We start from the raw sequence: 23060 nt of genomic DNA, 5'->3' as shown, positions 1-23060 counted from the left end.
GCAATGAGGATCGTTGTTGAAAACGTCGATAAAACGTTTGTAGACTCGAAAAAAAGAGAAGTCACTGCCCTTACGAATATCAATTTTTCTATTGAAAAAGAAGAGTTCGTTGTTCTGGTCGGACCGAGCGGCTGTGGGAAGTCCACGCTGCTGAACATCGTAGGCGGCCTGATGTCGCCGACGAGCGGAACGGTATACTTCGAAGGTACCAATGGCAAAAAGCCGAGCCTGGGGATCGTATTTCAGGAAATCGCGTTGTTTCCTTGGCGAAGCGTTTATGAAAATGTAATCTTCGGGCTGGAGGAAGCGGGGGCCAGCAAGCAGGAGCAGCAGGAAAAAGGGAAGCAATACATCGAGATGGTCGGCCTCAGCGGTTTTGAAAATGCCTATCCGAAGCAGCTGTCCGGTGGGATGAGACAGCGTGCCGGGATTGCCCGTGCGTTGGCGATTGAGCCTGACCTCTTGCTGATGGACGAGCCCTTTTCCGCGCTGGATGCCCAAACACGTACGATCATGCAGGAAGAGCTCCTGACCATCTGGAATCGCACCAAGCTGAGCACGCTCTACGTGACGCACAACATTCAGGAAGCCGTTTATTTGGCGGATCGGGTCATTGTCCTGTCGAGACATCCGGGTCAGATCAAGAGCATCATTCAGATTGACATGCCGAAGATCGGGCGGGATCAAGAGCAATACCGTGCGCAATTCGAGCAGTATGCCGATCAGATCTGGCAGCTCATTCGCCACGATGCTCAAGAAGCATCGAGGGAGGGGTAGAAAGATGTCTGAACAACGACAAGTCATAACCAACCGTGTCGCCTTTTTGGAGACAAAAATCCCAAGCTACGCAGCCGTCCTGGGGATTGTCTGCCTGCTCGTAGTCTGGGAGATTATTTGTCGACTGGAAATCGTACCCCCCCTGTTTTTGCCGGCACCTACTGCCATTTTGCTGGCAGGCTGGGATATGATCGCAAGTGGTGAGCTGTACAAAGACTTGATCGCGAGTCTTTACCGGATCGGGGTTGGCTATGCGATCGGTGCGGCTCTGGGTGTCCTCGTGGGGCTCATTCTCGGGTTCTCCCGCTGGACCGATGCGATTGTGTCGCCGATCGTTTATTCGATCTACCCGATTCCAAAAATCGCTTTGCTGCCGTTGATCATCCTGTGGATGGGGATCGGTGAAATGCCAAAGGTCGCGATTATCGCGCTGGGGGTCTTTTTCCCAGTAGTCATCAACACCTTTTCCGGCGTAAAGAACGTAGATCCGATGCTGATCAAGGCAGCTGTGACGTTTGGCTCCAATCATCTGAATGTCATTCGCAAGGTCATCCTGCCAGCCTCTCTGCCGATGATTTTTGCCGGTCTGAAGCTGTCTGCGGGTACGTCCCTGCTGCTCCTGGTGTCTGCCGAGATGGTAGCGGCGCAGGAAGGGATCGGTGCGATGGTTTTGCACTATGGTAACCTCATGATTACGACCAAGCTGATGGTAGGGGTATTGATTTTATCCTTGCTCGGCCTAACGTTTAATCGTGTTCTGCAATGGCTGGAGCGCAAGCTGATCCCGTGGAAATAGAAGAAAAGCAAGTAGAAAAGAGTGGTCCCGAAAGCAGGGGCCACTTTTTGTATGCGAAAGGGTAGAACATTTGAGCATGGACACCGAAGTCTTTATCAAGTAAAATTATAGTTGATAACAATTATCATTTTCAGTAAAATATTTACTTCTTGCGGTCCTTTAGTGAGGTGGAATTTTGGGATGAACACATTGGAAAAAATGGAGACCTTCATCGTTCTTGCGGAGTGCAGCTCCTTTACGGAGGCAGCAAAGCGATTGTACTGCTCACAACCGACTATCAGTCACCATATCCAGCAGCTGGAGCAGCAGTTTTCTTCGCAGCTTTTTTTCCGTTCGGGAAAGCAGGTCGAGCTGACGAAGCAGGGAGAGGTCTTGCTGCAGTACGCCAAGCAAATTACCCATCTGGTCGATGAAGCTTCTATTCAGCTGAAGAGGGTCTCGCAGCAGGAGCAGGTTTTGTCTGTCTATGTGAGCAACTACATTGCAGGGTATTACTTCTCCGATATTCTCAATCAATTTCATACCATTTCACCGCAAAGACCGCTGGAGATTAACTCGTATTGCTACAGTGATTTGATTCGTTGCTTTCAAGAGGGCCGGACGCAGTATGCGCTGATGCCGATCTACCCGGAGGATGACTACATCCGCAAAAATTTTGAGACCTCCGTCCTCTTTGAAGAAGAGCTGCTGCTCGTGCTTCCCGCTGATCATTCCTGCGCAAACCGCAGACTGCTGTACGCCCGGGATCTGCAAAACGAAACGGTGCTCCTGCCAAAGAGCGAGTATTTGCAGCAGTACGTGATGGAGCATCTGGAAAGCAGGCAGGTAAAGGCGCGTTTCCTGCAGATGAGCAACTTTGAAATGATCAAGCAGGCAGTGAAATCACACCATGGGATCGCTTTTCTTCCGCATGGAGCGGTCAAAGAGGAAATCAGGCGGGGAGAGCTGGTATACAAACCGATCTCTTCTATTCAAATCAAGAGACAGAACGGCTTCGTGTTCCGCAAAAATGCCAAGCTCACACAGGAGGATCGTGTTTTTTGCCAAAATGTAGAACATTATTTGCGCTCTGTATAGGACGTCTAACGCCCCATTCAAGACTCTTCGATCTGGAGGGTCTTTTGCTTTTTGTAAGATATTAGGTGGCCAAAACCCTTGATACACGAAGGTTCTGGAAGTATTTATGCTATTTAAAAATTGAATAGATAGATTCAAAAATATTATTCGAGCATGCAAACGCCCGTGTAAAAAGGGTTTATTAGCTTTCGCTTATTTTGTGTGGGATTGATATTCATTATCAATTAAATTAAGATGAATCTAGTTTTTGAAAGCACCGTTGCGTGTCAACTTCTAAGGGGGTTCCATTTATGTCTGTCATCTGCATGAGGGATCGGAAGGAAGTACTGGAAATCAGCTATTCCGATGTAAAAAAATATCACGGGAGCGTAGCGCTGATGGCGGTTGCTGTCGGGTATCGCACGCTGCAGGCAGCCTTTGCTGAGCTGTATGGGGAGGAAGTACCGAATCGCAAGGACATCTCGATCATGTCTGGTCATGCTGGCCCAGGGTTTCGTGACGTCTTCGAGTTTGTGACTCGTGCATTGACCCGCGGCGTTTATACCGTGAACGTTGAGTATCCGGTTGCCCAGCACGATCCCTATCGTCCGCAATCCTATGCGTATGTCATCTCCACAGCGGATGGCAAAGCCGTAGAAGTTGCTTTGCGCCAAGATTTCCTGCCGCCCGCTTTCTACGAATATTTGAAAAAGGGCAGAGAAAACGCGATGACAGAGCAGGACGAAGAAGATTTTGATCGACTGAAGCTGGAGCTGTCTGAACGAGCTATGGCGTTATCTGTAGATGAGCTGTTGATTGTAAAGCGCATTTCTTAGGTTCCTAGAAAGAACATTACAAATCATTAGGGAGGTTATCGGTTTGTTTACTCGCAAGTCTTTCGGACTTATGCTTACTTATCTTTTACTGCTATCGATGTTTGTGCTGGGCTGCCAATCCAACCAGAGCCAACCGGCGCCAAGCCAGGATCAGGCACAAGGCGCTCAAGGCACAGCAGCAGAGCCTGCCGCCAAAACCGTTTCCGAATTGAAAATCGGTCTGCCAAGTGATGCAGGCCCAATCAACATCTACACAGGCAACATCGATTATTTGACTGAACTCGTTTTCGATAAATTGTTCTCGCCATCTCCTTATGTCGATAAACCAGAGCCATGGCTCGCTGAATCCGCCAAGCAGCTGGATGATGTGACCTGGGTGGTTAAAATCCGCGATGGAGTCAAATGGCATGATGGTACCCCTTTCACTGCGGAAGATGTGAAGTTCACGTACGAATACTACCGCGATGGTCCGGCTAACCGCCACACCCACCACGTAAGCGAAGTGCCGCACATTGAGAAAATCGAGCTGGATGACCCATCTACCGTTCGTTTTACATGCGCGTACGCTTGCCCGTCTTTGGAAAGAATCACGTTTGCTGACCTGCCAATCCTGCCGAAGCACATTTGGGAAAAGGTAGAAAACCCACGCAAATTTACGGACCTGCCAGTAGGTACTGGACCATACAAGCTCGTGGAGTACAAAGCAGATCAATACTACAAGTTTGAAGCGAACAAAGACTATTTTAAAGGTGCTCCTCTGGTAGACACCCTGGTCATGCCTGTGATCAAGGACCCTACCGCGATCTTTAACGCGCTGCGCTCCGGCGAGATCGATATTTCTGCCAGACCGCTGCCGCCAGAGCTGGAAGCTTCTTTTACCAACGCACCAAACATGAAAGTAGCAGAAACTTCTCCACTTTCCATCATCGAGCTGAAGCAAAATTATGACAAGGCACCATTCAACACAGCGGAGTTCCGCAACGCTATGTCGCTTGCCGTAGACCGTCAAGCGATCGTGGACACGGTCATGCTCGGAAAAGGCAGAGCCGGTTTGAAAGGATATCCGCATCCTGACTCGCCATGGACCAATCCAAACCTGAGCACGCCCTATGATGCAGAAAAAGCAAAATCCGTCATGGACGGCCTGAAATTCGTAGACACCAATAATGACGGTGTGAGAGAAATGCCAGATGGCAAACCGCTTGCCTTCTCGCTGAAGGTTCCTTCTACTGAGCCTTCCTGGATTCGCGCAGCAGAAATGCTGAAAGACCAATATGCCAAAGTTGGTGTCAAAGTAACAGTAGAAGTGCTGGATTCCGGTACGATGGCAACCGTAGGTCAAACGCGTGACTTTGATCTCGTAATCAGCAACATCGGCGCCCACGGCGTAGCCGACCCGGATCAGTTCGTGATGTCGCACCGTTCTTCGTATCTGTGGAACAAAACCATTCCGTATCCTGAAATGGATGCGCTGCAAAAGCAATGGATGGCTGAAACGAGCTTGGACAAACGCAAGGAAATCGGCTTTGCCATGCAGGAATTGTTCAATAAGCAGCCGACCAGCGTCGCGCTGTTCTATCCAGAAGAAAAATTCGCGTACCGCTCCGACCGCTTCGATCAGTGGGTAGAATCGAAAGGCTACGGCATTATCAATAAATACTCGCTGCTGCCGGATGGTGCGAAAAAGGCGAAAGCCGAACAGTAAAACAAAGGGGAGTCTGAAAATGAACGGTTCATGGTTCTCCTCCACCTTCGGGAAAAAGCTGATTCAATACGTGCTCGTTTTGGCAGTTGCCCTGTCGATCAATTTTGCGCTCCCTAGACTGGCGCCGGGGGACCCACTAGAATTCTTTTTCGGGGAGACCACGATTAACGAATTGACCCCGGAGCAGCGTCAGCGGGCCCTTCATGAGCTGGGTCTCGACCGATCCGTGTGGGAGCAATATGCAGATTTCATGACAGGAGTTTTCCACTTCGATCTGGGTAGCTCGATCAAATACGGAAAACCAGTGACAGAGGTGTTGGCGGATCGATTGCCGTGGACCGTTCTGTTGGTCGCCCCCTCGCTGATGATCAGTGCAGTGATCGGCATCGTGATCGGCGCCTACGCTGCCTGGAATCGCGGGAAGCGACGTGACTTGTTCTTTTTATCTGCGATGCTGACAGTAGAATCGATTCCGGGCTTTTGGATTGGCATGCTGCTCATCGCGATCTTCTCGGTCAATCTGGGGTGGCTGCCGTCCTTTGGTGCGGTGCCCCTCGCTTTTACCGGCGGTACTGCGGAATATGTGGGCGAGATCATCACCCATATGATCCTTCCGGTGATTACGATTACGCTTGCGACAGTGGGCGGGAACTTTTTGCTCACGCGCTCATCCATGCTGGAAACATTGGGCCAGGATTACGTATACATGGCGGAGTCCAAGGGTGCCAGCAAGCGCAGTTTGATTTTTAACCACGCTCTGCGCAATGCTTTGCTTCCGGTTTACACCCATATCACGATGAGCCTCGGCATTCTCGTGAGTGGTGCTGTGGTAGTAGAGTCGGTTTTCTCGTACCCCGGGATCGGTCGGCTGCTGTACGAGAGTGTGATCGCGCGGGACTATCCGATGATGCAGGGCGTCTTTCTCATCATAACGTTAGGTGTGATTGCGGCCAATTTGCTCGCAGATGTGACGTACCCGTTGTTTGACCCACGCTCTCGTTCACGCGCGTGGTCGCGGGAGGAAAGCTCCCGCAATCAAATAGAGGAGGAGACAGCATGATAAGCAAGGGTGCCAAATGGATTGGCTGGACAGGTGTCCTCATGCTGGTCATCGTTTTCCTGCTCGCTTTGATCGGACCGCATGTAGTGACGCACGACGCAGATAAACAGACAGGGATGCCTTTCCAACCGCCTGGAGCAGAGCATTGGCTGGGAACGAACGACATGGGGCAGGACATCATGGCAGAGCTGGTCGTCGGGGCGCGTACATCGCTTACGATCGGGATAGCCGCCGCGTTGCTCGCGACTCTGGTCGGAACGGCGATTGGCCTTGTTTCCGGCTACTCAGGCGGCTGGGTCGATTCTCTCCTGATGCGGATCGTAGATATTTGCCTCACGCTGCCGTTTTTACCTTTGATGATTGTGATCGGGGTTTACATGGGACCAAGCCTGGTTACCCAGGTAATGGTCATTACCCTCGTCATGTGGGCAGGAAAGGCGCGTAAGATTCGGGCGCAGACGCTGTCCTTGCGCAGTAGGGGCGCTGTCCTGGCTGCACAGTCGATGGGTGCCGGACACTTCTACATTTTGTGGAAGCACATATTCCCGAGCATGCTGCCTCTCGTCATTCCGCAATTCGTGCAGGCTGTGAACGTCTCCATCATGATGGAATCGTCACTCAGCTTTCTCGGTATGGGGGATCCCTTGTCCAAGAGCTGGGGGAGCATGCTGTTCTACGCCAACTCACGCAGTGCATTTTTGACGGAAGCCTGGATGTGGTGGGTCATTCCGCCGGGGCTGTGCATCGTGATTACGGTACTGGCCTTCTCCTTCATCGGCTATTACTTGGAAGAGCGGGTAAATCCTCGCTTGCGTGCCTACCAGGCGGCTTCCCTGAAGGGTGCCAAATCTGCCGTGAAAGCTGCCGTACCGGGCACGTCTACTGCAGATTCAGACGTATTGCTTGCGGTAGAGAGCCTGTTCGTCCGTTATCCGAAAGAGAACAGCACCATGACTGCTGTCGATGACGTCAGCTTTGTGATCAAAAAAGGAGAGGTGCTGGGGCTGGTCGGGGAGTCGGGAAGTGGAAAATCGACCGTCGCTGCGGCAGTTATGCAGCTATTGAAGCCTCCTGCCATGGTAGAGCAGAGGGGGATACATTTCGCAGGTCGCGATCTGTCCCGTCTGTCTCCGGTCGAGATGAGGCAAATTCGCGGGAATCGAATTGCGCTCATTCCCCAAGCGGCGATGAATGCGCTCAATCCGGTCATGAGAGTCCGCGAGCAGCTGGCTGAAGCCATCCTTTCCCATCACAAGGCTGGCAAGCAAGAGATCCAGGAGAAAATCGATCAAGTGCTGATGCAGGTCGGTCTGACTCCGCGCTGGGGCGCTGCTTTTCCCCATGAATTGAGCGGAGGGATGCGCCAACGCGTCGTCATCGCCATGGCCTTGATCAACGAACCGGATCTGGTCATCGCGGATGAGCCGACGACCGGCTTGGATGTAAAAGTGCAGGTGGAAATCATTAAGCTGCTGAAAGATCTGCAGCAGCGCCTGAATTTGTCCATGATCTTCATTTCACATGACCTTCCTGTTGTTCTCAGCCTGGCAGATCGAGTCGTGATTATGAATCAGGGCAAGATTGTCGATCAGGGACAGACGCTTACGGTGGCACATCATTCGACGCACCCGTATACGAGACGCCTGATCGATTCGATTCCAAGGCTGCGGACAGCTCGTCCCCTGCAAGAACAACGATAACCGGACGGAGGGCATGGACAGATGAGCGCAAACGCGAAAGCAGCGGAGCATCTGTGGCAGGAAGACCTGCTGCAGGTGCAAGGCTTGCGAAAAACCTATGCAATCAAAGGATCGAACAAATACAAAATGACGGTCCTGGACGGCGTCAGCCTCTCGATCAAGCCGAACGAAACCGTAGGGCTGGTAGGCGCGAGCGGAGCAGGCAAAAGCACGATCGGGCGAATCATCGCAGGTCTGGAGTCGTCGGACAGCGGTCAGCTGATCTATCAGGGCAAAGATTTGCAGCGTATGAGCGCAAAGGAGCGCAAGGAGGCGACTTCTTCGATCCAAATGATCTTTCAGGATCCATACGAATCGCTGTCGCCGCGCATGACCATCGAACAGCTGGTGGCCGAACCGCTCGTGATTCAAAAGCTGTATGCGAAAGAGCCCGAGCAAAGACGGCATGCCGTCCGGGAAGCTTTGGCAGAGGTATCCCTCTCGCCGGATCGTTACCTGCAGCGCTATCCGCATGAGCTGTCAGGCGGCGAGCGCCAAAGGGTCGGACTGGCAAGAGCCTTCATTACAAGGCCCAAGCTGATTGTAGCTGACGAGCCAACCTCCATGCTCGATACATCGCTGCGCCTTGATCTGTTGCAGCTCATGAAGGAACTGAGCGAGCGTCACGGCATCGCCTATTTGTTTGTTACCCACGATCTCGCCTTGACCCGTGGATTTTGCGATCGGCTGCTCGTCTTGGATCAGGGAAAAGTCGTCGAGACGGGAACTCCCGAAGAAATTACCGAACAGCCGCAGCATCCATTCACGCAAGGCTTTATCTCGGCACTGCTAGAGCTGGATTCCTTTTGATTTAGAAGAGAAAGCCCGAGTGGCTACGATAAGAGAAACCATAGAAAAGAGATGACAGAGGAGGCCCTATTGTGAAGCAGAAGACGAATGACTTTCTGATGCTCGATTCCGGCTGCTGTTTTGGAGAAGCGCGCCTGAGCGACCCGAATTTTCAAGACTTGATGGACTTTATTGATATTTACGATTTGCCGGATCATGACCTGTCCCCTTACAAATGCCTGGTGATTACCGGACTCATCGACCAGGAGTTCCTGTATCGCCACAAGGAAAAGATTCGCGAGTTTCTCGACATGAGAAAGGTGCTGGTCTTCGGGGGCAATCTGTTCCTGGATTGGCTGCCGGGCGGCTCCAGCTTCGTGCCCAAAACGATTCGCAACCACAACGATTACGATGTTTCCATTACTAAGCCACATCCTATTTTTGAAGGGGTCAAAACGGAAGATATGACCTACAACAAAGGGGTTGCCGGATTTTTTGCCAGAGGCCATCACCCGCTTCCAGAAGGTGCCGAGGTATTGCTGAACCTGCCGGGCGGTGAGCCGATCACTTATATTGACCGTCACAGCACAAATGGAACGATCCTGGTGCACGCAGGCGGGGATTTGTTTGGCTACAATTCTCCTGTCAAATCTACAGGACGTATCGCTTTCCAGCTGACTCAGTGGGTACGTGACGAGTACAGCCAGCTTCAAGAAAGAGGTGTGCAGGTATGAGGAAAATAGCGGTCTTATACGGAGGAAGCTCCCAGCATTACCGGAGCTTGCACGAGCCGAAATACCATCGTTACTTTGACAAAGTGATCTACCTGCCAGATTTGGAGAAGACGCCGCTGGACGAATTTGACGCACTGTTGGTTCCTTCCCAGCTGCATATGGGCTTGATCATGAAAAACAAAGAGAAGATTCAGGCATTCGCTGACAATGGCGGAATCGTCGTGGCTTTCGGCCCGCAGCCAAAAGAGTGGATCCCGGGACAAAACTGGGAGCTGCGTCCCACGAATTTTTGGTGGTGGCTGGAGAAGGACGCGCACAGCGGCCTTGTGCTGAAAAACCCTGAATACGATCTGTTCAAAAACTACATCACGCTGGAGGACGCAACCTGGCATCAGCACGGGGTATACTGGCCGCCAGAAGGTGCAGACATTCTCGTTTCTACGGAAGATGACGGCGCTGTGCTCTACGTAGACAAAGTGAGCTCCAAAGGTACGTGGATCGTGACAACGCTTGACCCTGATTTTCATTTCGGCTCTTACTTCATGCCTGCGACAGAGCGCTTTTTGGACGGATTTCTGCCATGGCTTGCGGAAGGCAAAGTCTGATGATTCGTTTGCAGGGCGTCTCCAAGCTCTACGGGCAACGAGCCATTCTCCAGAACCTCCAGTTTCATCTGGGGGCTGGAGAATTTGCATTTTTACAGGGAAGATCGGGGTCAGGGAAAAGTACGCTGCTAAAGCTGCTCTATCGGGATATCGAGGATTTCTCCGGTCAGATCGAGATCAACGGGGCTCCGATCAGACAAATCCCCAAATACGAGCTGCGCAGGCAGATGGGCATCATTTTTCAATCCTTCGAGCTGTTGGAGCGTAAGACCGTTATGGAAAACGTGGCTTTGGCAGGCGAAGTCATGGGCAAGACGTGGGAGCAGATCGAGCCTGAGGCAAGTCGTCTCCTGGAGAGAGTGGGCTTGAAGGGACTAAAGGATTGCTTCCCCAAGCAGCTTTCAGGTGGAGAACAACAGCGGGTCGCGATCGTCCGTGCTCTGCTGAATCGGCCCAGCCTGCTTTTGGCAGATGAGCCTACAGGAAATCTGGATAACGAGACAGCGCTGGATGTTATGAGACTGCTGAAAGAACTGCATGAAGAGGAACAGACGGCGATGCTGATCGTGACGCATTCGGACACGCTCATTGAACAATTTCCCGCGAAGACATGGGTGATGGAAAATGGACAGGTACGGGAACATGAGTAATCAAAGAGCCATGTACATGCTCAGGGATGCAAGGGAAGGGATTATGCGAAATCTGGGGGCGGCCACGTCAGCGGCGCTCTTGATTTTTGTGGCGATGGCATTTTGCGGCATCTTGCTGCTCGTGCGTTTGGGTGTCGGCGACCTCATGCACTATCTGGAATCGCAGGTAACGATGAAGGTCTACCTCGATCCGTCCGTGGATACGGAGGCAGTCGCGAAGATCCTGCAGAACAACAGCTATGTGAAAACGGCAGAGGTCGAGACCAAGGAGCAGATGCTCGAACGCCTCTCCTTTTTCTTTACGGGCCGAGAACATTTGCTGCTTTCCTTTCAGGAAAGCGACATACCGGATGCTATTCGGCTGGAGCTTGCGGACAAGTCGCAGATGGGGCTGTTTGCAGAGCAGCTGGGCGGCATGAAGGAGATCATCAAGGTCGTTTACCCGCAGCAATTTGCAGAGACGATCCTGAAATGGTCGGAGCAAATCAATCAATATGGGCTACTGCTGCTCGTGTTGTTCGTCCTTTTGGCGTTTGGCATGGTCTTCATCGCCATGAGTCTCGCTCTCTACCAGCGGAGGCAGGAAATACGCGTCCGGCTTTTGATTGGCGCGAAGCCGGCACAGGTGAGAGGACAATTCTTGTTTGAGGGCTGGCTGATTGGACTGATCGGGAGTCTTTTGGCTGCGATTGTCGTCTATTTGTTTTTCACGGGCTTGCTGGCTCCTTTGCAGCAGCAGTTCCCGTTTGCCCTTCAGTTCTCGATGAATGGGGTCTATTTCACCATGCTGGCCGTCGTGGTGGCAGGTTCGCTGGTCGGTCTGGCTGCCAGCTACGTTTCGACGAGGAAGCTGATCGATCATGCGTAAAAAAGCCACTCTCGTCCTATCCGCTGTGTTGGCCTTGTCAGTGGCATCGACGGTTTACGCGCATTTGACAGGAGCCTTCGCTGATTTTTTGGTTACGGTGAACGATGAGAGCACCACGGCAAAGCTCAAGCAGGAAGTAGCCAATACCAAACAGCAAATCAGCGAGCTGACTCCTCGGATCGAGAAGATGAAATCGCAGTACGAAGGCAATCGGCAGGTCGCAGTGGACAAGCTGCAATTCTACAGCGAAATGGGGCTCGATACATGGCTTTCGCTGCTGCTGCAGGAGAGCTCGCCAGCCGATGTCATGGGAAGTCAGTGGCTGATCGAACGCAACCTCGACGCGTACATGCGTGATTTGGATCAGCTTTACCTGGAGTACAAGCAGCTCGTGACCACGAAAGAAACGCTTGCTGGCCACGAAAGGCTGCTCGCTGTCATCGAGGAGAATTTGGCGGCGAGAGGAGCATTTTTGGCTGACAACCCAGAGCTGCCGCTCGATCAGCTCGCCAACTATCTGGATATCGACTGGATGTCAGAGGTTGAGCCCAAGCTTTTGGCTTTCCTGGAGGAGGACCGCTCGTTGACCGAGCAGCATATGAGGGAATGGGCGATGTCTGCACAGGAGGGCTATGGCCACAAGCTGCCGGAAACATGGCTGAATGAACGAAGCCAGCTGAAATACTTTTTCCGATCCGATCATGTGTACACCGTCTTTCAAAAGCCCGACCTGCACGTCATTTTGATAGGTCAGGTGTTGAAAGCGCAGGACGGAGTCGCCACGTTGACGTACGAAGCGGGGTTTTTCAACGGCTTTCTCATGCCGAGTACGCTCATTGAGGAGCTAAAAGGATTCCGGATCCCGACCGAACAGCTGCAGCTTTTGCCGGGAGTCCAGAAAGACATCCATGTGCAGCAGTCCAGCGGAGCACTGCTTTTACAAAAACCGTAACGAACTTTAGCAGGAAGGGGACAAAAGAACGCATGAAAAGAAGTCTGCTGTTACTGTGCATGCTGCTCGCGCTGATCATGCCTACGAACGCGCTGGCGCATATCACCAACGAGCAAAATCTATACGAGGACCTGCAATATTCGGAGGCGAAAGCACAGATCGTCTACCTGAGCGGCCTGGGAGTCATCGCGGCTGATCACGGGACAGCCTTGTTCTCGCCAAAGGAAAAACTGACGCGCGCCGATCTCGCTTATTGGGCAGGCTCCTTTTTCAAATTGGCAGGTAAAGAAGCAAAGCACGAGGAAATCGCGCAGGCAGCTGTTGCAAAAGGACTCGTTCCCTCTCTGGAGGGGAATGCGACCTACGAGGACGTAAACCAAGCCTATTTCCAAGGGAAGGTCCAAGTAGAGAAGGCAAAGGACGAACTGACTCGAGAGGCATTTGCCCAGTTTGTCTATGAGCATCGAGGAAAAACACTCTACGAGCAGGCAGGCTTCTCCCAGGGACCAGCGGGAAAAGTGGACAAGGTAACGTCACTGGAGGAAAAGGATGCGGCTGGGAATAGCACGAAGTCGTATATCGTGAAAATCGCCGATCAGCCATACAAGATCACGGCTCACCCGAAAATCGTACAGGCTCCTGTGGACCCCACCGAATGGGAAGGGAGAACCATAGAGGAATCGTGGATGGTGAGCAGCGACGGCAGTCAGGAAAAGCAGCTTCAGCTCATTCAATTCACAAAATCGGCGGAGCAGGCACAGCAAGCAGCGAGTCAGCCAGCGGGTAACGATCCTGCCAATCACGCGAATCACGGGCAGGCAGATCCTGCAGGACAGGAGGAGGGCGCAGGCTTTCCGTTCGTGCCTGTCATTTTGGTAGTCTTGCTGGTGGGGATTGTCGGGGCCTTGTTTTTTGGCAGAAAGAGGAAATAGCTGTAAAAGGAAGCATAGAGGAGCAGGTATAAAGAAAGAGCCCGAGGCGGATGCGCTCGGGCTTTTCGATGTCTACGATCTCCTGCGTTTGTAAAAGAATGCGTAGACGATCCCTACGATGAGGATGACGATGAAGGTGGATATTTCCATGATGGTAGTCATCGAATAACCTTGGTTGGCCGCAGCAGTTCTGCTACCCGGCCCGCCAGCACCCATTGGTGGGCGTTCGCCACGGTTTTGTCCGTTCCCCATCTGTGGCGGCTGCATGTTGCCTTGGTTCTGCCCATCGCCCATTTGAGGTGGCTGCCAATTTCCCTGGTTCTGCCCATCGCCCATTTGAGGCATCTCTCCGGGGCCGCCCATACCGCCCGTGGTATTGGCTTCTACTACCAGCTCTCCGGACAGCTGTGCCAAAATGGAGGCTGAACGCTTCACCGCGAATTGTACCAGGCTTTTTTCACCCGACACACTCTCTTTCAATTGCTCGGTCGTATAAAATTTGGTCGGATCCTTTTCAACGTACGGTGTAATCAGGTTGGCGATGTCTGCGGTCATCGTCCCCATGTATTCTTCCGTAAAGTAGTTGGTAGCGATCTCTTGCAAATACTCGTTGTATTTCGCCCGATATTCATCGTTAGACAAGAGGGCATTCAGCAGTGGACGGTCTTCCAGAGTGGTACCGGATACAGGCGTCGTGATGCTGAAATTGATGTTATCCTCACTCATAAAATTGGCAGCCATATCTGCCATTCCGCCGCCACCGCCGGGAAATTTTCCTCTCTGCATGTTGTTTTGCGCGTTCCCCGCTTTGGTAGCGGCGGCTTGGTTGGCATTTGGCTTGGCAGCTTGCTCTCCTTGCGCTGCACCACCGGCAGCTTGCTGAGGATTTGCTTTATTTGCTGCCTGCTTGCCTGCGTCGTTTTGCTGCCCAGCTTCACCGGGTTTGCCGCCACCGCCACCCATACCGCCGACCCCGAACCCGCCGAACGACATGTTGTAATCCCACGGCAGGATGGAGAAGACGCCGTTTTCTTCATACAGGTAGTAGTTATGCTTCAGACTGCCCTGATAATGGTCCAGATTGACCACGGCGGTATTGACAGCGAAGTAGCGGAGCATCTCGTCTACATCCAGGTACTTCCCAATGTCGCCGCCGTGATTGATGGCATCAAGCATTTCGATCAACTCAGACTGATCTTTGGTATCCTTGTTTGTTTTCAGGTTGATGCCAGTATAATCTTTGATATTATCGCTGATCCACTTCAGATCGCTGCCGACGCCATCCGGTTTGTACAAATCTCCGCGGCTATTGTCAAAGCTGCGATCCAGGAATGTTTCCTCGATGGCTTCCACCCCGAGATACAGTCCCCATTCCTTCCCGTTGATCGTGACGTACATGTAAGAGAAAGCGGGAGTCGGTATCCCCATCTTCTGCATCAACGTGTAGGACAAATACTCCCTCATTAGCGATGGGTCGGTATAGTTGTTGTTCAGATTGAGCTTTTTCAATCCATGCAAATTTTGTTCATCTACATAATTATCGAAATCGATCTTCCAGCTGTAGCGCTCGGAATCTTCCATCTGCGCTACGGAACTAAGCGTCATGTTTCCTTTTGTACGGATCCCTACATTCTCCACCTTTTCTCCATTCACGACGATATCAGCAGAGTACATTTTTTCTTCGTCGAGCGGATTTGCCAGCATCTTGGCAAAGTCGTTTTCATCGATGGTAATGTCAACGGTAGTCACTCGGCTCTGGTCAAATACGTCGGTCACATAGGACTGGCCCTGCGCTCGGTTCGTGACGCCCCATTGGGGAAGCACGTAGAGGACGACGATGAAAATGGCCAGCATAATCGCGATAGATGCCACAATATATTTGTTTTTCATAATCGGCGGGCTCCTTTCATTAAGCTGTTTCCCTAGAAAAAAGCGAGCATAGAGGAACATCTATGCTCGCATCGGGGGAAGATTTATTTACGCGGTAAAGTTGCCGTCGTAGCTGAGCATCATGGCAGACTGCACACCTTCCATGCTCGAGATTTTATTCACAAACCCCGTGTCGTTTTTCTTTACGCGAATCTCGTAAATCATCTCCAGGTCGTTGCCAGGCGTTACGGATTTCGATTTGACAGAATGCTTGATGGCTTGGGCAGATACGATGTGCGCTAGCGAAGTCTCGATAGCAGGATCGTTGTAGCGGACGATCAACAGAAACGGATTTTCAACGGTCAGACGGTTGATGAAGAACAGGAGAACCAAGCCGATCAGAATGGCACCGATGATGACCAGCGGAATGAAGCCAGCGCCGCACAGGATACCGGAAGCAACGGCCCAGAAAATGTAGACAATGTCCATCGGGTCTTTAATCGGCGTACGGAAACGAACAATCGACAGTGCACCGACCATCCCGAGAGATAACAGGACGTTGGACGAGACACCCATAATAATCAGGGCGGTAGCCATCGTCATGACGATGAGGGAGATGCTGAACGTATGCGAATACATCACACCCGCAAATGTCTTTTTGTACACAACGTAGATAAAGAGTCCGACGGCAAAAGCCGCTGCGAGCGAAATCAGGGAGTCGACGACGGAAAAGCTGGTCGTATTCTCAAGAAAGCTCGACTTGAAAATGTCGCTAAAGTTGATGGTATTGGTGTTCATCTTTCTTTTCCTCCTAAATGGTTTTTATCCAAACATTCTGCTGATCTGGTATTTGGAAAAAGCGCTTTTACGGCGGTCCGTCACCTGCAGCATTTTCCGGATAATATCGGGCAGGTATTCGTCGTATTTCACTTCCAGCACGACCATGTTAGGCTCGAGCGTATCGATCATGATCACATCTGGATTCAGCAGATCATTGTTGCGGAAGCTCGTTTTGATTGAGCTGTCAAAGGTCACGCGCACATTTCCGTGCTCATAGATGAAGACCTCGCGTTCGTAATCGACGATAGTGATCGGCTTCAGCTGATACAGTGTCATCTGCACGTACAGCTCGCGAATCAGGTCGCGGGGGTCGGCGTGCATCCATTCGATATCCCCGTGACGCATGCGCTCGTATTCCTCGGCGGTGATTCTGCATTTCGTTTTCTGGCACAGATTGTCGACCTTGGATTTTTTCTCCAGATGCAACAGCTCGGTGTTGTAGTCATACAGGCGCACCCGATATTTATCGCGGCGGTAGAAGCCCTCTTTCTTTTGCGTCACGATCTTGTCATCGAGATTGTCAAAGTAAACACTGCGGATTACATACTTTCCATTTTTATTCGCATGAGGATCAGGCTTCATGATGTGCTGAAGATTATGTCGAAGAAGGAAGCAATCCATCTTGCTTATCTCGTGCTTGAGCTCTACGCGACCTTTGAAGGCAGGCTGTTCCGTCTTTTGCATCGATGTTCACACTCCTTTATGTCTGGCTGTCTCTTGCTTGATTCACAGTATATTTACAAAAACTTAAAGAAAGCTTAAAGCTCTCGAGCAAGAAAAAAACGACCCGCCTTCCGTCTCGTCATGACGGTTTAGACCGGTCGTTTTGTATAGCGCTATTTTGGCAGCTTGATTCGAATGATCGTTCCTTTTGGCTGGTTGTGAAGCGCCTTGATCGTCCCGTGATGACTGTTCACGATCCACTGAGCGATGGAGAGCCCGAGTCCGGCGCCTCCTTTTTCCCGAGAGCGCGCTTTGTCCTCGCGATAAAACCGGTCAAAAATTTGCTGCAGTCCTTCCTCGCTGATGCCAATCCCCGTATCGCTGATTTCACAGCACACAAAGTGGTCGTCCGAACTGACTTTGACCAGGATGCTGTCGTTCTTACCTGTATATTTGATCGCATTGTCCAAAAGTATCACCAGCAGCTGATGCAGTCTGCTTTTATCTGCTTGAATGGTCGTGCCTGACTGTGCCTCGACCCACAAATGCTTGGACTGTGACTGTGCGAGTTCTATGTACGGCTCGCATACCTCGCGCACAAAAGGATCAAGCTCAACGGATTGCATGACCAGCTGAGTTTCACTGGAGTCGGCTCTCGCCAATGTAAGAAGATCAGTCGTGAGCTTGGATAAGCGGCGCGTCTCGGAGAGGATGAGTGCGATCGACTCGAATTTGTCCATGATCTTTTCAAAAGGCGTCGTGAGCAATAGCTCGACCTTGTTCTGGATAATAGTCAGGGGTGTACGCAGCTCGTGCGAAGCGTTCTCCACAAATTCGACCTGCTTGTTCCACGAGCGTATGATGGGTTTCATCGTCTGACGGGACAAAATAAAGCTCGCTGCCAATGACAACAGAATGAAAAGTACGGAACAGATGATCAGGATGGTTTGAAAATTGTGAATGACGTTTTGCTCCCCGTCGACGTTGACTAAAAGCTGAACGGTGGCAATCTCGTCCTGTGGATTGGGATCAGGCAGCGTCAGTGATCGAAAGTGGTATTGTCCATCGATGACAATGGTCGTTGGGGGATCACTCGGCACCAAAGCCAGATCTGAGAAAATATCTCCGTAATAGCCGATGTTGCCTTCCGTGTTGATTAATTCACCGTGTTGATTCCAGGTGAGAATCGTGATGCGCGGATTGGGCATGAACGGCAGGGGAACGCGCTGTCTTTCGTCGGGCAGCCCGTAGGTACGTTTTTGCAGTGGAGGTAAGCCGTTCTGTTCGATGTTTCTTTTAAACGAAAACAGATCCACATCCGTCTTGGAGTACAGCGTCAGCTTCATCTGGCTGAAAATGATCAGACCGAATATGGAAAAGATCAGGGTGAAAGCGATGAAATTGTAGATCACGAAGGTCATTTTTTGCCGGGTGATGATTTTATTCTCACTCATCGCCATCACCGGATTCCGTCAGCATGTACCCGAGTCCACGGAATGTCTTGATGTACTTGTCGTAGCCGTACTTCTTCAAATTTTTGCGGAGATTGCTGGCGTATACCTCGACGACCGTCGTGGATGTCTCAGAGTCAAAGCCCCAGATACGATCAAAAATCTGCTCCTTGGTCAGGATGGTATTGCGGTTGTTGAGCAGGTATTCCAGCAGGTCGTATTGCTTCCCGCTCAATTTCAGAACCTCATCGCCGATGCTGACCTGATTGTTTTTGGTATTGATTTGCAGGTTCAAAAAGCGCAGCGTCTGGTCGTTGAAATCCCCAACACTGCGACGTACGAGAGCTTCGAGACGCAGGAGGAGCTCCTCCCGGTGAAACGGCTTCACCAAATAATCGTCGGCTCCTTTTTTGAAGCCGTGGATTTTGTCATCAATCCCGTCCTTGGCGGTAAGCATGATGACAGGAGTCGTTACGTGCTGCGCGCGGAGCTGTTCGAGCACCTCATAGCCGTTCAAATGGGGCAGCATGATGTCCAGAATGATGACATCAAATATATTTTGTGCAGCTAAAAACAAGCCTTCCTCGCCGTCAAAAGCTTGCGTCGTTTCAAACAGGGATTGTGCCGTTTCCTTGATCGTATCCGACAGATGATGGTCATCTTCAATAATTAACAGCTTCATAGAAAACACCTCAATACGTAGGATAACCAGGAAATATGTCATTACTATGTCCAAAAAAGGACATAGCTTCCAATTGACACCCCTTCCTTATACGCGGTAGGATGAAAATACATTTTGCACAGCCAAGGAGGTCTTTTCATGTTTATCGTACGCATGCGCTAAGGAGGCACGGATACATTTCCCATGATTTCGATGGGTTATTTGCCATGCTTGCAAATTGCGCTTGCGTTTTGAAAACGTGAAAAGAGCACTGCTTCTTTATGCTGCAGCCTAGAAAGAACTAGGCTTCATTTTGGCGTGCTTCTATCGTGCAACGGCTAAGCATGGATGACCAACCCTCGGAAGGGACGTTATCCGTGCTTTTTTTGTGCTTTCGAAAGCAAATCAAAGCCACGAATGTCCACGAAGAGGAGCATATCTATATGAATCCGTTGCGTCTTGATTGGAAACGAACATTTTTTACGATATTTGCAGGTCAGGCTTTTTCCTTGATTGGAAGCTCTGTTGTACAGTTTAGCATCGTGTGGTGGCTGACACAGACGACAGGGTCGGCTGTCGTGTTGACGATGGCATCTATGGCGGGCTTTTTGCCGCAGGCGTTGATCGGGCCTTTTGCCGGGGCAATGGTGGATCGCCTGAATCGCAAGCAGATCATGATCCTGTCCGACCTGTTTGTAGCAGCGACTAGTCTGGGGCTTGCCATCATCTTTCTGATGGGGGAGCCGCCGCTCTGGGTGATTTATTTGGTGTTGGGCTTGCGCTCGATTGGCACAGCGTTTCACATGCCTTCCATGCAGGCGTCGATTCCGCTGATAGCCCCTGAGGATCAATTGATGCGCGTGCAAGGCTGGACCCAGCTGCTGTCCTCCGCGACGATTGTGATCGGCCCGATGCTGGGTGCCTTTATGCTGGCTATGTTTTCGATGGAGCATGTGCTGCTGATCGATATCGTCGGTGCTGTTTTGGCGAGCATCTCCCTGCTGCTGGTGCGCATCCCGCAGCCTGAGCGAAAAGCCGATGAAGTGGCGAAGCCAAACATGTGGCGCGAAATGAAGTACGGCTTGCAGGAGCTGGGCAAGTCGAAAGCCTTGGTCATGATTACAGTGGCGATTGGACTTACGACCTTTGTGTATGTTCCTGTTGGAGCGCTGTTCAATCTCATGGTGCTGAGTCACTTTGGGGGCGGTGCCTGGCATGCGGGAGTCGTGGAGTTTTCCTTTGGGATCGGCATGATGCTAGGGTCTATCCTGCTGGGTAGCTGGGGTGCGAAGCAGAACCGTGTGCACTTGATGGCAGGAGGCATTGGGGTGCTCGGCCTGGGACTGGTCTTTTCAGGACTTTTGCCGACCTTTGGCTATATCGCTTTCGTCGGGATCGCTTGCCTGATGGGCGTATCTGGACCCATTTTTGGAGGGCCGTTCGGCGTCATGATCCAGACAATGATCGATCCGGCTGCTCTGGGCAGGGTCATGGCACTTATCAACAGCATGATGTTGATTGCGACCCCAGTAGGCTTGTTTGTAGCCGGTCCGTTGGCAGAGGTATTGGGAGTAGCGATGTGGTTTGTTATCTCGGGTTCTTTGATCGTGCTGGTGGCGATCTGGATGTATTTTGTCCCATCGGTGCGAGAGCTGCGGCGGACGGAAGGACTCAAATAATGCTCCGTAACGGGTTTCTAACAGATCTGTGACGTATGTGCTAGGAGATTGGTAATGAGCTCGGTAAAAAACTATAATGGGGACAACACGAGCGTGAAAAGAGGGCACTATGGAACATCGAGAACTGTTAGAGGCCGCTGAGCGCTTCATCCACACGTGCTACGGCGAGCTGGAGAAAACACCGCAAGAGCTGGAAAAACGCCTGCAGGAAGTGCGCGAATCGATCGCGGCACATGGTACGTATGAGCATACAGCCGAGGAGCTGCGCCATGGAGCAAAAATGGCATGGCGAAACAGCAATCGCTGCATCGGACGATTTTTTTGGGAAACGCTGCATGTATTTGATGCACGCGAGGTCAAAACCGAGGAGCAGATGGCCAAAGCCTTGTTTCATCATATCGAGTACGCGACAAATGGCGGGAAGATACGTCCGACCATTACCGTATTTGCGCCTCATCGGGAGGGTCAGCCGCAGCTGCGAATCTGGAATCACCAGTTGATCCGCTATGCTGGCTATGAGACGGAATACGGCGTGCTGGGCGATTCGGCGTCGCTTGCACTGACCCGATTATGCGAGAGTCTGGGCTGGCAGGGAGAAGGCACTCACTTCGACATCCTGCCGCTCGTCCTTCAACTCGGGAACAACCGTCCACAGTTTTTTGAAATTCCGCGAGAGCTCGTGATCGAGGTCCCGATCGTGCATCCCGAGCACGCATCGATTGCTGATTTGCAGTTGAAGTGGTACGGGGTACCGATTGTCGCGGACATGCGCATGGAAATCGGAGGCATTGATTATCTGTCGGCGCCGTTCAATGGCTGGTACATGGGAACGGAAATCGGAGCGAGAAACTTCGCGGACGAGCAACGCTACAACCTGCTGCCGAAAGTAGCCGATCTCCTGAATCTGGACACTAGCCGCGAATCGACGCTCTGGAAGGACAAAGCGCTGATCGAGCTGAACGTAGCGGTGCTGCATTCTTTTAAGGAGCAAGGTGTGTCCATCGTCGATCATCACACGGCGAGCCAGCAATTTCAGCGGTTTGAAGAGCGGGAAAAGAAAAAGGATCGTGCTGTTACAGGGGATTGGACGTGGCTGATTCCACCGATATCACCTGCAGCTACGCATATTTTTCACAGCTCCTACGATAACCGGATGGAGTCGCCGAATTTCCACTACCAGGCAAAGCCGGATTTGCCCCAAATATAGCTGAATACAGCATGGAAGATGCCGCGGACGATGGTTCGCGGCATCTTTTTTTGGACAGGGAAGCTCATTTTTTGGGCGAAGCAGGGTGCAGAATGGTTGGCATAAACGGCAATTTGTGATAACATTTATTGATAATGATTATCATTATTGTTTAATTTGGAGGAGATATATTTTGCACAAATTAAGATCGTACCAAGTCATCTTACTGGCATTGATGCTGGTTCTTGCAGGGATTTTGTCGGGCTGCGGACAAGCCCCGGCCAATCAGGCTACCCAACCGGCGCAAGAGCAACAGGCTGCTCCAGCCCAAACCGAGGGCAGCAGCGAGTTTATCACCTACCAGGCGCAAAACGGAGAGGTGAAAATCCCGAAAGACCTGAAACGGGTGGTCGTGCTCGCAGACAGCTACGTCGGAGATTTTCTCGCTTTGGGCATCAAGCCGATTGGGATTACGGACCATGTCATGAAAAACCCGTACATGAAAGGGAAGCTGGACGGCATCGAAAGCGTTGGCGACGGCTCCTCTGTAGAGAAAGTTCTCAGCATGAATCCAGACTTGATCGTCGTGTTTGAAGCTGACAAAAATCTTTCGGAGTTCTCCAAAATCGCGCCGACAGTTGCTATTCCTTACGGCACCAAATCGTTCCGCGATCAACTGCTTGAGTTTGGCAAAATGACGGGCAGAGAAGATAAAGCCAAAGAGTGGATTGCTGAATGGGACAAAAAGATTGCTGCTCTGAAGCCGAAAGTACAGGCAGCGGTAGGAGAGAAAACGGTCGCCATCCTGCAGCCTTACGCCAAAGGAATCTATGCCTTCGGACACAACTACGGCAGAGGCGGGGAAATTATTTACGGCGAGTTCCAGTTGAAGGCTCCTGCCTCAACGCAAAAGGCTGCCATTGACAGCGGTACGGGGTGGGCGGAAGTATCGCTGGAAACATTGCCGGACTTCGCTGGCGATTACATTTTCACGAGCGCCTGGTCCGGAGATGAAGCCGATCCGGAAAGCGTATATGGCTCCAATATTTGGAAGTCGCTTTCCGCTGTGAAAAACAATCAAGTATACCAGCTCGACCGCGACGGCTCTTACTTTAACGACCCGATCTCGCTAGAGGCGCAGCTCGACTTTATTGTAGAAAAACTGACGCAAAACTAAACAACAGGAAACCCCCGGGCCTGACAGCGATTGTA

22 protein-coding genes are annotated in these 23060 nt (G+C 51.5%); 17 read left to right on the top strand and 5 right to left on the bottom strand.

The genetic code is table 11. The features are described 5' to 3' along the window. The first annotated feature begins 3 nt into the window (after positions 1-3). The 14 genes from EDM59_RS26150 (at position 4) to EDM59_RS26085 (ending at position 13499) form a co-directional block, all read left to right on the top strand. A complete protein-coding gene (locus EDM59_RS26150) occupies positions 4-777 on the top strand; it encodes an ABC transporter ATP-binding protein (protein WP_092271838.1) in 774 nt (257 codons plus the stop codon). Between the two features lie 4 nt (positions 778-781). Further along, positions 782-1573 carry an ABC transporter permease gene (locus EDM59_RS26145; RefSeq protein WP_122926352.1) on the top strand — a complete coding sequence of 264 codons (792 nt, stop codon included), beginning with the start codon at positions 782-784 and terminating at the stop codon, positions 1571-1573. 180 nt (positions 1574-1753) lie between these two features. Beyond that, positions 1754-2650, top strand: a complete 897-nt coding sequence (locus EDM59_RS26140; protein ID WP_122926351.1) for a LysR family transcriptional regulator — start codon at positions 1754-1756, stop codon at positions 2648-2650. A 290-nt stretch (positions 2651-2940) separates the two neighbouring features. Beyond that, a complete protein-coding gene (locus EDM59_RS26135) occupies positions 2941-3465 on the top strand; it encodes a hypothetical protein (protein WP_122926350.1) in 525 nt (174 codons plus the stop codon). A 43-nt stretch (positions 3466-3508) separates the two neighbouring features. After that, complete coding sequence (locus EDM59_RS26130; RefSeq protein WP_122926349.1) at positions 3509-5170, top strand: ABC transporter substrate-binding protein; 1662 nt, start codon at positions 3509-3511, stop codon at positions 5168-5170. A 19-nt stretch (positions 5171-5189) separates the two neighbouring features. Beyond that, complete coding sequence (locus tag EDM59_RS26125) at positions 5190-6230, top strand: ABC transporter permease (protein ID WP_122926348.1); 1041 nt, start codon at positions 5190-5192, stop codon at positions 6228-6230. Further along, a complete protein-coding gene (locus tag EDM59_RS26120) occupies positions 6227-7930 on the top strand; it encodes a dipeptide/oligopeptide/nickel ABC transporter permease/ATP-binding protein (protein WP_122926347.1) in 1704 nt (567 codons plus the stop codon). The genes EDM59_RS26125 and EDM59_RS26120 overlap by 4 nt, the downstream gene beginning before the upstream one ends. A gap of 21 nt (positions 7931-7951) precedes the next feature. Then, positions 7952-8779, top strand: a complete 828-nt coding sequence (locus EDM59_RS26115; protein ID WP_122926346.1) for an ABC transporter ATP-binding protein — start codon at positions 7952-7954, stop codon at positions 8777-8779. Positions 8780-8850: 71 nt separating this feature from the next. Then, entirely contained in the window at positions 8851-9492 is a 642-nt protein-coding gene (locus EDM59_RS26110; RefSeq protein WP_246011251.1) for a phosphate starvation-inducible protein PhoH, read from the top strand. Beyond that, a complete protein-coding gene (locus EDM59_RS26105; RefSeq protein ID WP_122926345.1) occupies positions 9489-10097 on the top strand; it encodes a hypothetical protein in 609 nt (202 codons plus the stop codon). Before EDM59_RS26110 ends, EDM59_RS26105 begins: the two co-directional genes overlap by 4 nt. Beyond that, positions 10097-10747 carry a cell division ATP-binding protein FtsE gene (locus EDM59_RS26100; RefSeq protein ID WP_122926344.1) on the top strand — a complete coding sequence of 217 codons (651 nt, stop codon included), beginning with the start codon at positions 10097-10099 and terminating at the stop codon, positions 10745-10747. The genes EDM59_RS26105 and EDM59_RS26100 overlap by 1 nt, the downstream gene beginning before the upstream one ends. Continuing rightward, positions 10740-11615: a cell division protein FtsX gene (locus EDM59_RS26095; RefSeq protein WP_122926447.1), complete on the top strand. Its 876-nt coding sequence runs from the start codon at positions 10740-10742 to the stop codon at positions 11613-11615. Before EDM59_RS26100 ends, EDM59_RS26095 begins: the two co-directional genes overlap by 8 nt. After that, the gene (locus EDM59_RS26090; protein WP_122926343.1) at positions 11608-12567 is read left to right on the top strand and encodes a zinc-binding metallopeptidase family protein; all 960 of its coding nucleotides are present in this window, start codon (positions 11608-11610) and stop codon (positions 12565-12567) included. Before EDM59_RS26095 ends, EDM59_RS26090 begins: the two co-directional genes overlap by 8 nt. Positions 12568-12599: 32 nt before the next feature. Then, a complete protein-coding gene (locus EDM59_RS26085) occupies positions 12600-13499 on the top strand; it encodes a hypothetical protein (RefSeq protein WP_122926342.1) in 900 nt (299 codons plus the stop codon). A gap of 72 nt (positions 13500-13571) precedes the next feature. On the opposite strand, the gene EDM59_RS26080 is transcribed toward EDM59_RS26085, so the two are convergent. The 5 genes from EDM59_RS26080 to EDM59_RS26060 form a co-directional block, all read right to left on the bottom strand. Beyond that, positions 13572-15389, bottom strand: a complete 1818-nt coding sequence (locus EDM59_RS26080; RefSeq protein ID WP_246011250.1) for a CotH kinase family protein — start codon at positions 15387-15389, stop codon at positions 13572-13574. A gap of 87 nt (positions 15390-15476) precedes the next feature. Beyond that, positions 15477-16166, bottom strand: a complete 690-nt coding sequence (locus tag EDM59_RS26075; RefSeq protein ID WP_122926341.1) for a DUF4956 domain-containing protein — start codon at positions 16164-16166, stop codon at positions 15477-15479. Between the two features lie 24 nt (positions 16167-16190). Continuing rightward, entirely contained in the window at positions 16191-16892 is a 702-nt protein-coding gene (locus EDM59_RS26070; protein WP_122926340.1) for a polyphosphate polymerase domain-containing protein, read from the bottom strand. Positions 16893-17044: 152 nt separating this feature from the next. Further along, on the bottom strand, positions 17045-18325 hold the full coding sequence (locus tag EDM59_RS26065; RefSeq protein WP_122926445.1) for a sensor histidine kinase: 1281 nt from the start codon (positions 18323-18325) through the stop codon (positions 17045-17047). Next, positions 18318-19004, bottom strand: a complete 687-nt coding sequence (locus EDM59_RS26060) for a response regulator transcription factor (protein WP_122926339.1) — start codon at positions 19002-19004, stop codon at positions 18318-18320. The genes EDM59_RS26065 and EDM59_RS26060 overlap by 8 nt, the downstream gene beginning before the upstream one ends. A gap of 422 nt (positions 19005-19426) precedes the next feature. On the opposite strand from EDM59_RS26060, the gene EDM59_RS26055 reads away from it, so the two are divergent. The 3 genes from EDM59_RS26055 to EDM59_RS26045 all read left to right on the top strand — a co-directional run bounded on the left by EDM59_RS26055 (position 19427) and on the right by EDM59_RS26045 (position 23025). After that, on the top strand, positions 19427-20662 hold the full coding sequence (locus EDM59_RS26055) for an MFS transporter (protein ID WP_122926444.1): 1236 nt from the start codon (positions 19427-19429) through the stop codon (positions 20660-20662). A 109-nt stretch (positions 20663-20771) separates the two neighbouring features. Then, positions 20772-21869, top strand: a complete 1098-nt coding sequence (locus EDM59_RS26050; RefSeq protein WP_122926338.1) for a nitric oxide synthase oxygenase — start codon at positions 20772-20774, stop codon at positions 21867-21869. A 214-nt stretch (positions 21870-22083) separates the two neighbouring features. Further along, the gene (locus EDM59_RS26045) at positions 22084-23025 is read left to right on the top strand and encodes an iron-hydroxamate ABC transporter substrate-binding protein (protein WP_122926443.1); all 942 of its coding nucleotides are present in this window, start codon (positions 22084-22086) and stop codon (positions 23023-23025) included. Positions 23026-23060: the final 35 nt, after the last annotated feature.

It is taken from the genome of Brevibacillus nitrificans (assembly GCF_003710965.1).
In the GTDB taxonomy this organism is placed as follows: Bacteria; Bacillota; Bacilli; order Brevibacillales; family Brevibacillaceae; genus Brevibacillus; species Brevibacillus centrosporus.
This window is presented reverse-complemented; position numbering and strand designations above follow the sequence as displayed.